We start from the raw sequence: 13,142 nt of genomic DNA, 5'->3' as shown, positions 1-13,142 counted from the left end.
CCGTGCTGCGCACCCATCTCGCCGGCTCGTTGCGACCCGAGCAGGCCGCCCAGACCGTCACCCTCACCGGCTGGGTTGCGCGGCGACGCGACCACGGCGGCGTCATCTTCATCGACCTGCGCGACGCCTCGGGCGTGTCGCAGGTGGTCTTCCGCAGCGACGACGTTCTCGAGCAGGCGCACCGACTGCGCGCCGAGTACTGCGTCAAGGTGACCGGTGTCGTCGAGGTCCGCCCCGAGGGCAACCAGAACTTCGAGATCCCCACCGGTGCCATCGAGGTGAACGCCACCGTGCTCGAGGTGCTCAACGAGAGCGCCCCGCTGCCGTTCCAGCTCGACGACAACGCCGGTGAGGAAGCACGCCTGAAGTACCGCTACCTCGACCTGCGGCGCGAGGGCCCCGGCCACGCGATCCGGCTGCGGTCGAAGGTCAACGCCGCGGCCCGCGAGGTGCTGGCGCACCACGAGTTCGTCGAGGTCGAAACCCCGACCCTCACCCGCTCCACCCCCGAGGGCGCCCGCGACTTCCTCGTCCCCGCCCGCCTGCAGCCTGGCAGCTTCTACGCGCTGCCCCAGTCGCCGCAGCTGTTCAAGCAGCTGCTCATGGTCGGCGGCATCGAGCGGTACTACCAGATCGCGCGCTGCTACCGCGACGAGGACTTCCGCGCCGACCGGCAGCCCGAGTTCACGCAGCTCGACATCGAGATGAGCTTCGTCAACCAGGACGACGTCATCCTGCTGGCCGAGGAGATCCTCACCAACGTCTGGAAGCTGATCGGGCACGAGATCACCACCCCGATCGCCCGGATGACCTACGCGGACGCGATGCGCCGCTACGGCTCCGACAAGCCCGACCTGCGGTTCGGTATCGAACTGGTCGAGTGCATGGAGTTCTTCAAGGACACCACCTTCCGGGTGTTCCAGGCTGAGTACGTCGGCGCCGTCGTCATGCCCGGCGGTGCGAACCAGCCGCGGCGTGAGCTCGACCGCTGGCAGGAATGGGCCAAGCAGCGCGGCGCCAAGGGCCTCGCGTACGTGCTGATCGCCGAGGACGGCGAGCTGACCGGTCCGGTGGCCAAGAACCTCACCGACACCGAGCGCGCCGGCCTCGCCGCGCACGTCGGTGCCAAGCCCGGCGACTGCATCTTCTTCGCCGCAGGACCGACCAAGCAGATGCGTGGACTGCTCGGCGCGGCACGCGGCGAGATCGCCCGTAAGCAGGACCTGATCGACCCCAACGAATGGGCGTTCGTGTGGGTCGTCGACGCGCCGATGTTCGAGCCGACCTCCGATGCCGTCGCGGGCGGCGACGTCGCACTCGGCTACAGCGCCTGGACCGCGGTGCACCACGCCTTCACCTCCCCGAAGCCGGAGTCGATGGACACCTTCGACACCGATCCGAGCTCGGCACTGGCGTACGCCTACGACATCGTCTGCAACGGCAACGAGATCGGCGGCGGCTCGATCCGTATCCACCGCAAGGACATTCAGGAACGCGTCTTCCAGGTCATGGGAATCTCCCACGAGGAGGCGGAGGAGAAGTTCGGCTTCCTCCTCGACGCCTTCGCGTTCGGAGCGCCGCCGCACGGCGGCATCGCGTTCGGCTGGGACCGCATCACCGCACTGCTCGCGGGAATGGACTCGATCCGCGAGGTCATCGCGTTCCCGAAGTCCGGTGGCGGCGTCGACCCGCTCACCGAGGCGCCCGCCCCGATCACCGCCCTCCAGCGCAAGGAGTCGGGCATCGATGCCAAGCCCGAGCTGAAGGCCGAGAAGGATGCCAAGCCCGAGCCGAAGGCCGAGAAGGACGCCAAGGCCGAGTCGAAGAAGTCCGACGAGGGCGACAGCGACAGCTGATCGCCTCTGACCTCCCGATCCCGGGCGGCCGTGACCGTTTCGCAACAATGAGGACTGTACGGTCTGTTGTCGCTGGTCCGCCCGGGAGAAGGGGGCGAATCGGGGGTGATCGATCCCCGATTCGATGCGGTCGGCATCGCCGACGGCACCCGAACTGTCACACCGGACAGGTAGGTTGTTGGGCGCTATGACCACACTCTTGGCAGATCCAGTCTCCGACGTGGTCGCCGCAGCCGAACGGCTGCTCGAGCGACGCACCGGAGCCCCGGTGTCCCTCGTCGATCCCGTCGACCTCGGAGGTAGTGGGCGCACCGTCGTCCTCCGCGTCCGGTGCGCGGCGAACCCGTTCTCGCTGCCCCGGACCCTGGTGGTCAAACAGGTCCGCGAGCTGTCCGAGGCGGCACACGCCCTCAGTGCGAGCCCGCACTCCGACAGCGCGTTCCCGGACGGGATCCAGGGCGACGGCGTCGACTCCGCGTTCCTCCGCGAAGCGGTGTCCTACCAGTTCGCCACCGCGCTGGCCACCGAGAACCGGCCCGGGCCCTCGCTCATCGCCTACGACCTCGAAGCCCGGCTGCTCATCCTCACCGACCTAGGCGACGCCGCCCCGATCGCCCGGCTGCTCGTGCGACCGGACGAGGCCGCGGTGACCAATTCCCTGATGGCACTGGCACAGGCGATGGGCCGGATGCATGCGGCGACCGTCGGACGCGAGGAAGACTTCTCGGCGTTGCTGCGACGCTCCGGCGTCTCCCACAACGGAAACCTCGTGTCGTCGGAGGTCACCTCCAGCATCCCGCGCTTGCCCACGATGCTCAGCCAGGAGATCGGTGTCACGCCCGGACCGGACGTCACCGAGGCCGCCGAGCGTGGCGTCGCATTGTTCTCGGGTGGACGTCACCGAGCGTTCAGCCCGTCCGACCTGTGCCCGGACAACATCATCGTCGACGACGAGGGCGTCCGGTTCCTCGACTACGAGTGGGGCGGCTTCCGCGACGCGACCCTCGACATCGCGTACGCGCTCGTCTCGTTCCCCGGCTGCCTCTGCAGCTTCTCGCTGTCCCTGGACCGCTCGCTGGCGATGATCGAGGCGTGGCGTGCCGAGGTCGTCGGTATCTGGCCCGCGCTCGCCGACGACCGCACCCTCCACTCGCGCCTGCTCGACGCGCAGTTGGTGTGGGTGTGGCTGTCCACCTACTGGTTCCTGCCCGAGGACCACGCGCGCATCGCCGCGGTGCGTGAGCACCAGCTGTCGGCGCCGCGTTCCAGGGCCCTGATCTCCCGGTGGCGTGCACTCGCCGAGTTCGCCGAACACGTCGGCAACGCCGCGGTCGCCGAGCACGCGCACGAGGTTGCCGCGCGGTTCACCGAGAACTGGGGCTGAGCACCCCGGGGCCGCTGCAGGCGGCCCCGAGTGCAGGTCAGCGCGACCCGAGGGTCACCGCGCAGTTCCCGGCGTAAGCGGAGCGGCCGGCGCCAGTCGCTGACTGCCGTGCGGCGTCGCGAAGCTCGCGCCCACCCGCACACCCGCGCCCGGATCGGTCGGATCGGTGAGGAAGCACCAGTCCATCTGCGCCCGGGACGCGTCGACGTCGAGGACGCCGTACCCGTGCGAGTCGAGTTCGACGTATCGCAGGTGCCGGTTCGTCGTTTGCAACGCCGCCTCGACGGCGGGCGAGGTCGAACGCGGCGGAACGCCGAGACTGTCGTCGATGTTCGGCGAGGTCACCGACGGCACCACGAACTCGGTTCCGACGGTGACACCCGCGGGCTGCGCGGCCGCGTTCAGCGGCAACTCCGCACCCCACGAGCAGTGGATGTCGCCGGTGAGGAAGACGGTGTCGGTGACCGCATCGCCCGCGATTGCATCGAACAGACGACGCCGGTCGGCGGTGTACCCGTCCCACTGGTCGGCGTTGAACGGGATGCCGGAGTCGGGCAGCCCCACCATGTCGGTCAGGGCTTGCGTGGTGCGAGTGTCCAAGGGTGGGAACAGGATCGGCGCGATCATCACGGGATTGCCGACCAGCTTCCACTGCGTCGGCGACGACACGATGCCCGATCGGAGCCAGTCGAACTGGGCGCGACCGGTGAGGCTCCGATCCGGGGAATCGACGTTCTTCGACGTCGCGGACACCTGCAGGTCGCGGTGGCTGCGCAGGTCGAGCATCGACAGTTCGGCGAGCGTGCCGAAACGCAGCCGCCGGTACAGCGGCTGCTCGGTTCCCGACACGCGGATTGGCATCCACTCCAGGTAGGCGCGCTTGCCCGCGGCGAACCGAGATGCCCAGTCGCCCTCCGTCGCCGGGTCGTGGTTCTCCGCGCCGCCGATCCAGGCATTGTCCGCGGTCTCGTGGTCGTCCCACGTGACGATGAACGGGAACCGCGCGTGCAGCGCCTGCAGGTCGGGGTCGGTCTTGTACTGGGCGTGCCGGATCCGGTAGTCGGCGAGGGAGATGATCTCGTGGGCGGGGTCGTGCCAGCGCACGGAGCGGCCCCGGGTGCCGTACTCGCCGCGGCCGTACTCGTAGAGGTAGTCGCCGAGGTGCACGATCGCGTCGAGGTCGTCGCGTGCGGCCAGGTGCCGGTACGCGGCGAACCAGCCCGCCTCCCAGTTGGAACAGGACACGACGCCGAAGCGCAGCGACGACACCGCGGCGTCCTCGGCCGGCGCGGTGCGGGTGCGACCGACCGGGGACCGCGATCCGTCGGGGGCGACGAACCGGAAGTGGTACGACCGGCCGGCCTGCAGTCCGGTGGCGTCCACCTTCACGGTGTGGTCTGCGTCCGCCGTCGCGGTCACCGACCCGGAGCGGACCACGGAACCGAACCCGGCGTCGGACGCCACCTCCCAGCGCACGGTCACCGGACCCCCGAGGCCGGAGCCGGGAACGGCGTCCGGGGTGGGAGTGATGCGCGTCCACAGGATCACCCGATCGGGGAGTGGGTCACCGGAGGCGACGCCGTGAACGAACGGGGTTCCGGACTGCGCGGCAGCGGCAGCCGGGCGAGCGAGCAGTGCGGCGCCGGTCGCCAGGGTGGTTCCGCGCAGCATCGCGCGACGGTTCAATTGCGGCATACCTCGGATGACATATGAATCTGGACGCCCGTTCAATCCAGATTCGCGCTGAACGCCCGATGTTCGCCGAGTGTTCGGCATCTCGTCGCCTTCGGGGTCGGTCATGCCGCCGGGTAGATTCGAACCCGTGAGCGATTGGCTGGGGCCCCGCGACGGCACGGACGGACCGCACGGGTCCGAAGAGGACGGACTGTTCGACACCACCCGTCCCGAATCCCCGCCCGATTCCGCGGGGGTCACCGGCGGACTCGCTCCGACCCGCCCCGACGCGCCGCTCGCCGTCCGGATGCGACCCGAGACCCTCGACGAGGTCCTCGGGCAGGGTCACCTTCTCGAACCGGGTGCACCGCTGCGGCGTCTCGTCGAGGGTTCGGGAGCCGCGTCGGTCATGCTCTACGGGCCGCCCGGAACCGGGAAGACGACGCTCGCGTCACTGATCTCGCGCGCGACGGGCCGCCGGTTCGAGGCGCTGTCCGCGCTGTCCGCGGGCGTCAAGGATGTGCGCGCCGTGATCGACCTCGCCCGCCGCAGACTCACGGCAGGGGAACAGACCGTCCTCTTCATCGACGAGGTGCACCGGTTCTCCAAGACCCAGCAGGATGCCCTGCTCGCCGCTGTCGAGAACCGCATCGTGCTCCTGGTCGCCGCGACCACCGAGAATCCGTCGTTCTCGGTCGTGTCGCCGCTGCTCTCACGCTCGCTGGTGCTGCAGCTGAGATCGCTGACCGACGACGACATCCGGACGCTGCTCGATCGCGCCGTCACCGACCCGCGCGGGCTCGGTGGAGCGGTGACGTTGACCGACGAAGCCACGGGCCACCTGGTGCGGCTCGCAGGCGGTGACGCGCGCCGCGCGCTGACGGCATTGGAGGCCGCCTCCGGCACCGTCCTCGACCGCGACGGAGGCGCCGTCCAGCATCGCGACGGAGGCGCTGTCGTCGACCTCGCCGCCGTCGAGTCCAGCGTCGACAGGGCGGCAGTGCGCTACGACCGCGACGGCGATCAGCACTACGACGTCACCAGTGCCTTCATCAAGTCGCTCCGCGGCTCGGACGTGGACGCCGCACTGCACTACCTGGCCCGCATGATCGTCGCGGGGGAGGACCCGCGGTTCATCGCGCGCCGACTGATGATCCACGCCAGCGAGGACGTGGGGATGGCGGACCCGAGCGCGCTGCAGACCGCGACCGCGGCCGCCCAGGTGGTGCAACTGGTGGGCATGCCCGAGGCGCAACTCGCGTTGGCGCAGGCCACGATTCACATCGCGACCGCACCCAAGTCCGGCGCGGTCACGGCCGCGCTCGGCGCCGCGATAGCCGACATCCGGGCAGGTAAGGCGGGTGCCGTTCCGTCGCACCTGCGGGACGGGCATTACGCGGGCGCACAGAAACTCGGCAACGCAATCGGATACAGGTACCCGCACGACACCACCGACGGTGTCCTCGCGCAGCAGTATCCGCCCGACGAACTGGTCGGCGTCGACTACTACGCGCCGACCACGCACGGTGGTGAACGGGAACTCTCGACACGCGTCGGAAAGCTGCGTCGTATCGTGCGCGGCTGACCTCGGGAGGGTGAGACTGGGCGCACCTCTCGGCGATGGGATCCGTGATGACGCGACAGCGTGAACCGGACTGGCAGCCTCGGTCCGACGAGGTGCAATCCGACCAGGTCGCGTCGTACGACGCGATGCGGGAGGGGTGTCCGATCGCCTATGACGGCAATGACAGTTGGACCGTGTTCGGGCACGCCGACGCCGTTGCGGTCGCCGACGACACCGCGACGTACTCCAACGCCGTGTCACGGCACCTGCAGGTTCCCAACGGATTCGACGGCGCCGCCCACCGCGACTACCGGACGATGATCGGCCGCTACTTCACCGACGACGCCATCGCCGGATTCGAACCGACGCTGCGCAGCATCTGCGCCGATCTCGTCACCGCCGTGCCGCGCGGAGTGGACGTGGATCTGATGGCGGAACTGGCCGAACCGTTTGCGAACGACACGACGTGTGCGTTCATGGCTGGCCGGATTCGCTGCGTGCACCGATGCGGGAGTGGACGGAGAAGAACCGCCGCGCGACCCTCGCCGTCGACCGCACGGCGATGGCCGAGATCGCCGTCGAGTTCGACGACCACATCCGCACCCAACTCGACGCCCGACGGGGACGGCCCGCCACCGACCCGACCGGTGCGCTGCTGGAGGAACGGTTGGACGGTCGACCGCTGAGCGACGAGGAGATCGTGTCGATCATCCGGAACTGGTCGGTCGCAGAACTGGGCACGATCGCGGCGAGTGCGGGCGTCGTCGCGGGCTTCCTCGCGCGGCACCCCGACGTTCAGGAGCAGTTGCGCGCCGACCCCGGGCTGTTCGACGTCGCCACGGACGAGATTCAGCGGATGAACTCGCCGTTCGTCGCGAGCCGCAGGCGTGTCACCGTCGCCACCGAGATCGCAGGCACTCCACTCGAGGCCGAGGACCGGGTGTACGTGGTGTGGATGTCGGCGAACCGCGATCCGCGGGTGTTCGGAGACCCCGACGAGTTCCGTCTCGACCGCGATCCTGCCGACAACCTCGTCTACGGGCGAGGCAAGCACTACTGCCCGGGTGCGCGGTTGGCGCGACTGGAACTGCGGGTGCTGTTCGAGGAACTGTTCTCCGGCACGATCGTGATCGCACCGGGAGTGCAGGCGCCCGTGCCGGCCCGCTGTCCGGCAGGTGGCTGGTCACGGTTGCCGGTCCGGCTGACCTGAACCGGGACGCGAGCCCGCCCGGAGGAAACCCGCCGGGAGAAAACCCGCAGACTCGACAGTTAAGCTTGTGAATGGTCGATTCGCCTCACTCGGCGGCGTCGACGGCAAGGTTCAGTTCACTCGCGAAGGGCAACAAAGGTGCAGACCCACGAGATCCGCAGGCGATTCCTCGACCACTTCGTCAAGGCGGGTCACACCGAGGTGGCCAGCGCCTCGCTGCTCTTCGACGACCCGAACCTGCTGTTCGTCAACGCGGGCATGGTGCAGTTCAAGCCCTACTTCCTCGGTCAGCAGACCCCGCCCTACGACACCGCGACCAGCGTCCAGAAGTGCGTGCGCACCGGCGACATCGAGAACGTCGGTGTCACCACACGGCACAACACGTTCTTCCAGATGGCAGGCAACTTCAGCTTCGGCGACTACTTCAAGCGCGGCGCGATCAAGCACGCCTGGGCGCTGCTGACGAACAGCGTCGAGGATGGCGGCTACGGCTTCGATCCCGAGCGCCTGTGGGTCACCGTCTACCTCGACGACGACGAAGCCCGCGACATCTGGAAGGAAGAAGCCGGCATCCCGGACGAGCGCATCCAGCGCCGCGGCATGGCCGACAACTACTGGTCGATGGGCGTTCCCGGACCGTGCGGCCCGTGCTCGGAGATCTACTACGACCGCGGCCCCGAATTCGGTGTCGAGGGCGGCCCCGAGGCCGACGAGGATCGCTACCTCGAGATCTGGAACCTCGTGTTCATGCAGAACGAGCGCGGCGAGGGGACCGGCAAGGACAGCTTCGAGATCCTCGGGCCGCTACCCAAGCAGAACATCGACACCGGCATGGGCGTAGAGCGCGTCGCCTTCCTGCTCCAGGACGTCGACAACGTCTACGAGACCGACCTCGTGCGTCCCGTGATCACGAAGGCCGAGGAACTGACCGGTCGCTCCTACGGCACCGACCACGAGTCCGACGTCCGGTTCCGCGTCATCGCCGACCATGCCCGGACCGGCGTGATGCTCATCGCGGACGGCGTGAACCCCGGCAACGAGGGCCGCGGCTACGTGCTGCGCCGCCTGCTGCGCCGCATCGTGCGTTCCGCTCGACTGCTGGGCGCGGAGAAGCCGAGCATGGCCGAGTTCGTCACGGTCGTCCGCGACACGATGTCCGAGTCGTACCCGGTGTTGGCGACCGACTTCGACCGCATTCTCGGTGTCGCGGTCGGCGAGGAGACCGCGTTCCTGCGCACCCTCGCGTCGGGGTCGAAGATGTTCGAGGCCGAGGCCGACGAGGTCAAGGCGGCGGGCAAGAAGGTCTTCGGCGGCAGCGAGGCGTTCGTCCTGCACGACACCTACGGCTTCCCGATCGACCTGACGCTGGAGATGGCGGCCGAGGCAGGCCTCTCGGTCGACGAGGACGGGTTCCGGTCGCTGATGGCCGAGCAGCGCAAGCGCGCGAAGGAGGACGCCCAGTCCCGCAAGCACGCGCACGCGGACCTGAGCATCTACAAGGAGTTCGTCGACCGCGGCGAGACCGAGTTCACCGGTTTCGCCGAACTGACCACCGAGGCAACGGTTCTCGCGCTCATCTCGGGCGGAGTCCGGGTCCCGACCGCGACCGCGGGGCAGGAGGTCGAGGTCATCCTCGACCGCACCCCGCTCTACGCGGAGTCCGGTGGCCAGATCGCCGACATCGGTCTCATCACCGGACCGGGTCTGCGGGTCCGGGTCCGCGACGTGCAGAAGATCGCCAAGAAGGTCTGGGTGCACAAGGTCACCGTCGAGGAAGGCCAGCTGACCGAGGGGGACGCGATCCTCGCGCAGGTCGACGCGGCGTGGCGGTCCGGTGCAACTCAGGGCCACTCCGGAACCCACATGGTGCACGCCGCGCTGCGGCAGGTGCTCGGCCCCAACACCACGCAGAAGGGGTCGCTGAACAAGCCCGGCTACCTGCGGTTCGACTTCGCGTGGCAGAACCAGCTGTCGGCGCAGCAACTCGCCGACATCGAGGCCGTCGCCAACGAGGCCGTCGCGGCCAACCACACCGTCAACACGTTCGTCACCGACTTGGACAAGGCCAAGCAGATGGGCGCGATGGCACTGTTCGGCGAGAACTACGGCAACGAGGTCCGGGTCGTCGAGATCGGTGGACCGTTCTCGATGGAACTCTGCGGCGGCACGCACGTGCAGTCGTCGGCGCAGATCGGTCAGATCACGCTGCTCGGTGAGTCGTCCGTCGGCTCCGGCGCGCGCCGCGTCGAGGCGTTCGTCGGCCTCGACTCGTACCGCTACCTCGCCAAGGAACGCGCACTGCTCGCGGGCGTCGCGACCGCCCTGAAGGTGCCGTCGGACGAGGTGCCCGGCCGCGTCGAGCAGCTCGTCGAGCGGCTCAAGGTCGCCGAGAAGGAACTCGAGGCCACCAAGGCGGCGGCGGTGCTCGCCTCCGCGGCGGGCTTCGTCGAGAAGGCGCAGCGCGTCGGTGGGCTGCTGCTCGTCGCCGAGCAGGCACCCGACGGCGTGCCCGCAGGCGATCTGCGCACCCTCGCCACCGACATCCGCGGCCGGTTCGGCACCGAGGCCGCCGTCGTCGTCCTGCTCGGCTCCGCCGACGGCAAGGTTCCGTTCGTCGTGACAGCCACGAAGGCGGCACTGGATCTGGGCGTCAAGTCCGGCGACCTCGTCGGCGCCTTCGGGCCGCTGATCGGTGGCCGCGGCGGCGGCAAGCCCGAGATGGCGCAGGGGTCGGGCAGCGATGCGTCCGGCATTCCCGCAGCGCTCTCGGCTGTCCGCGCCCGCGTCGCCGAGATCGCCGGGTGACGGACCTGGACGGAAGCGGCGACCCCGGTCGGGGTCGCCGCATCGCGATCGACGTCGGAAGCGTCCGCATCGGCGTCGCCGCCAGCGACCCCGACGGTATCCTCGCCACGCCGGTCGAGACCGTACCGAGGTCCAAGAGCAGGGCCGACACCTCCGACCTCCGGCGACTCGCCGCGATAGTCGAGGAGTACGAGGCGGTGGAGGTTATCGTCGGTCTGCCGCAGACCCTGCGTGGGGAACGCGGCGCCGCAGCAGGTCTGGCCGTGAAGTTCGCCGACCAGCTCCGGGAACGGATCGCTCCGATCCCGGTCCGGATGACCGACGAACGCTTCACGACGGTCACCGCGTCGCGATCCCTGCGTGAAAGCGGGGTCAAGGCCAAGGGCCAGCGGTCGGTGATCGATCAGGCAGCAGCTGTCGCGATCCTCCAGGGGTGGCTCGATCAGCGAAGCGCGGCGCTGCGGTCGGCGCAGGCCGCACAACCGGAGGGACCGGACGTGACCGAACCGGAGGGCGCGGAGTGACGCACGACCAGCGGCAGTACGTGAGCCGGGCCGAAGCCCGTCGTGCACGTGAAGCCCAGGAGGCGGCGGTGACCCGCCGCAAGCGCGGTCGCGGGGTCTTCCTCGCGCTGGCGGTCGTGGTCGGCCTCGCCGTCGTCGGCGGCGTCGGGTACGTGGCGTTCGACATGCTCGGTGGCAAAGCTGCCCCCGACTACGCGTCTGGCGAAGCCGGACCCGAGGTGGTCGTCGTCGTGAACGCGGGCGACACCGCGACCCAGATCGGCGCACAGATGGCCGAGAAGGACGTCGTGGCAAGCAGTTCCGCGTTCTACGAGGCCGCGATCGCGAACCCGGACATGCAATCGCTGCAGCCCGGCTACTACCACCTGCAGTCGCGACTGCCGGCCGCCGAAGCCGTCGCCACGCTCGTCGACCCGTCGTCGCGAGTCGGATCCCTGGTGATCTCCGAGGGCAGGCAGCTGCACGACACCCGCGACGTCAACACCGGCGCCGTCAAACGCGGCATCTACACGCTCATCTCGGAGGCGAGCTGCCTGCCGGGGGCCTCCGGCGGGCTCGACTGCGTCACCGTCGACGAGCTCGACGCTGCGGGCGCGAGCCCCGACCTCGTCGGGCTCGGGGTGCCCGCCTGGGCGATCGACCAGGTGCGCAGGGTGCCCGATGCGTCCCGTCAACTCGAAGGGCTCATCGCCGCGGGCAGCTGGGACTTCGATCCCGCCGCCGACGCCACCCAGATCCTCAGCGGGCTCGTCGGCGGAAGCGCCGCGAAGTACCAGTCGACCGGCATCACCACCGCCGGAGCGAACGTGGGGTTGAACCCCTACGAGGTGCTGATCGCGGCCTCGCTCGTCGAGCGGGAGTCGCTGCCCGCCGACTTCGGCAAGGTCGCTCGAGTGATCGTCAACCGTCTCGCCGTGCCCCAGAAGCTCGAGTTCGACTCGACGGTCAACTACGCGCTCGACACCACCGAACTCGCCACCACCGACCAGGACCGGGCCACCGTCACACCGTGGAACACGTACGCGAAGGAAGGCCTGCCCGCGACCCCGATCTCGTCACCGAGCATCGCGGCGGTCCAGGCGGTGGAAACCGCGCCTGCGGGGGACTGGCTGTACTTCGTCACCATCGACGACCAGGGCACCACGCTGTTCACCCACAGCTACGAGGAGCACCTGGAGAACAGCAAGAAGGCCGTGGAAAGTGGGATCCTGCGCAGTGGTCGCTGACAACGTGACGGGTTACGACAACACGGTGAGCGGGCCGCGCCGCGCGGCGGTCCTCGGCAAGCCGATCGAGCACTCCCGCTCACCCGACCTGCACCTCGCCGCGTACCGGGCGCTCGGACTGACCGACTGGACCTACGAGCGCATCGAGTGCACCGGCGAGCAGCTTCCCGCGCTCGTCGACGGGCTCGGGCCGGAGTGGGTTGGACTGTCGGTGACGATGCCGGGCAAGCTCGCCGCGCTCGCCCACGCCACCGAACGGACCGAGCGGGCCGTGCAGGTCGGGTCCGCGAACACCCTCGTCCGCATCGGTGACAGCGGTTCGGGGGGCGGCTGGCGCGCGGACTGCACCGACGTCGACGGCGTCGCGGGCGCGCTCGCCGAGGTCGGGGTCGTCGACCTGAGCGGGTCGAGTGGCGTCGTCATCGGCGCGGGCGGCACCTCACGACCTGCGCTGCGTGCACTCGCCGACCTCGGGGTCGCCGAGGTGACGGTGGTTGCCCGCTCGGCCGACCGCGCCGCGGACACCCTCGCCTGTGCGGAGGTGATGGGCGTGCGCGCCCGGTACCAGGACTTCGACGGACTGTCGGCCCCGTGCCGCGACGCCGCGGTCGTGGTGAGCACGGTGCCCGCCGACGCGATCGCCCCCTATGCGTCCGCCGTTGCGCAGGCGCCGGTGGTGTTCGACGCGATCTACGATCCCTGGCCCACCCCGCTCGCGTCCGCTGTCGCCGCCGCGGGCGGCACCGTCGTCGACGGTCTTCGGATGCTGCTCAACCAGGCGTTCGGCCAGGTCGAGCAGTTCACGGGCAGGCCCGCGCCCCGCGACGCCATGGCCGCTGTGCTCCCGCGTCGTTCATCCACAGGCTGATACGTAACGCCAGGTCACCGCGCCGGTCGGT

The 13,142-nt window shown here is 69.6% G+C and carries 10 protein-coding genes; 9 read left to right on the top strand and 1 reads right to left on the bottom strand.

What is annotated here, in order from left to right; all coding sequences use genetic code 11:
- Positions 1 to 2 precede the first annotated feature (2 nt).
- On the top strand, positions 3 to 1,856 hold the full coding sequence (gene aspS, locus RHCRD62_RS17510; RefSeq protein ID WP_050066026.1) for an aspartate--tRNA ligase: 1,854 nt from the start codon (positions 3 to 5) through the stop codon (positions 1,854 to 1,856).
- A 187-nt stretch (positions 1,857 to 2,043) separates the two neighbouring features.
- Positions 2,044 to 3,240, top strand: a complete 1,197-nt coding sequence (locus RHCRD62_RS17505) for a phosphotransferase family protein (protein WP_050066025.1) — start codon at positions 2,044 to 2,046, stop codon at positions 3,238 to 3,240.
- Positions 3,241 to 3,294: 54 nt separating this feature from the next.
- On the opposite strand, the gene RHCRD62_RS17500 is transcribed toward RHCRD62_RS17505, so the two are convergent.
- Complete coding sequence (locus tag RHCRD62_RS17500; protein ID WP_050066024.1) at positions 3,295 to 4,935, bottom strand: alkaline phosphatase D family protein; 1,641 nt, start codon at positions 4,933 to 4,935, stop codon at positions 3,295 to 3,297.
- 127 nt (positions 4,936 to 5,062) lie between these two features.
- On the opposite strand from RHCRD62_RS17500, the gene RHCRD62_RS17495 reads away from it, so the two are divergent.
- The 7 genes from RHCRD62_RS17495 to RHCRD62_RS17470 all read left to right on the top strand — a co-directional run bounded on the left by RHCRD62_RS17495 (position 5,063) and on the right by RHCRD62_RS17470 (position 13,111).
- Positions 5,063 to 6,499 carry a replication-associated recombination protein A gene (locus tag RHCRD62_RS17495; RefSeq protein WP_050066023.1) on the top strand — a complete coding sequence of 479 codons (1,437 nt, stop codon included), beginning with the start codon at positions 5,063 to 5,065 and terminating at the stop codon, positions 6,497 to 6,499.
- 47 nt (positions 6,500 to 6,546) lie between these two features.
- A complete protein-coding gene (locus tag RHCRD62_RS26460; RefSeq protein WP_253277363.1) occupies positions 6,547 to 7,164 on the top strand; it encodes a cytochrome P450 family protein in 618 nt (205 codons plus the stop codon).
- Entirely contained in the window at positions 7,050 to 7,688 is a 639-nt protein-coding gene (locus RHCRD62_RS26455) for a cytochrome P450 (RefSeq protein ID WP_253277382.1), read from the top strand. Before RHCRD62_RS26460 ends, RHCRD62_RS26455 begins: the two co-directional genes overlap by 115 nt.
- Before the next feature lie 138 nt (positions 7,689 to 7,826).
- The gene (gene alaS / locus RHCRD62_RS17485) at positions 7,827 to 10,493 is read left to right on the top strand and encodes an alanine--tRNA ligase (protein WP_050066022.1); all 2,667 of its coding nucleotides are present in this window, start codon (positions 7,827 to 7,829) and stop codon (positions 10,491 to 10,493) included.
- A complete protein-coding gene (ruvX, locus tag RHCRD62_RS17480; RefSeq protein ID WP_050066021.1) occupies positions 10,490 to 11,017 on the top strand; it encodes a Holliday junction resolvase RuvX in 528 nt (175 codons plus the stop codon). Before alaS ends, ruvX begins: the two co-directional genes overlap by 4 nt.
- The gene (mltG, locus tag RHCRD62_RS17475; RefSeq protein WP_050066020.1) at positions 11,014 to 12,243 is read left to right on the top strand and encodes an endolytic transglycosylase MltG; all 1,230 of its coding nucleotides are present in this window, start codon (positions 11,014 to 11,016) and stop codon (positions 12,241 to 12,243) included. Before ruvX ends, mltG begins: the two co-directional genes overlap by 4 nt.
- The gene (locus tag RHCRD62_RS17470) at positions 12,233 to 13,111 is read left to right on the top strand and encodes a shikimate dehydrogenase (protein ID WP_253277362.1); all 879 of its coding nucleotides are present in this window, start codon (positions 12,233 to 12,235) and stop codon (positions 13,109 to 13,111) included. The genes mltG and RHCRD62_RS17470 overlap by 11 nt, the downstream gene beginning before the upstream one ends.
- Positions 13,112 to 13,142 lie beyond the last annotated feature (31 nt).

The sequence above is a fragment of the Rhodococcus sp. RD6.2 genome, from assembly GCF_001040705.1.
Lineage (GTDB): Bacteria > Actinomycetota > Actinomycetes > Mycobacteriales > Mycobacteriaceae > Rhodococcus_G.
This window is presented reverse-complemented; position numbering and strand designations above follow the sequence as displayed.

Excerpts from the sequence above, each read along its gene's own strand:
- RHCRD62_RS17500 (WP_050066024.1), bottom strand. The coding sequence starts at position 4,935 with ATGCCGCAATTGAACCGTCGCGCGATGCTGCGCGGAACCACCCTGGCG.
- RHCRD62_RS17505 (WP_050066025.1), top strand. The coding sequence starts at position 2,044 with ATGACCACACTCTTGGCAGATCCAGTCTCCGACGTGGTCGCCGCAGCC.
- RHCRD62_RS26460 (WP_253277363.1), top strand. The coding sequence starts at position 6,547 with ATGACGCGACAGCGTGAACCGGACTGGCAGCCTCGGTCCGACGAGGTG.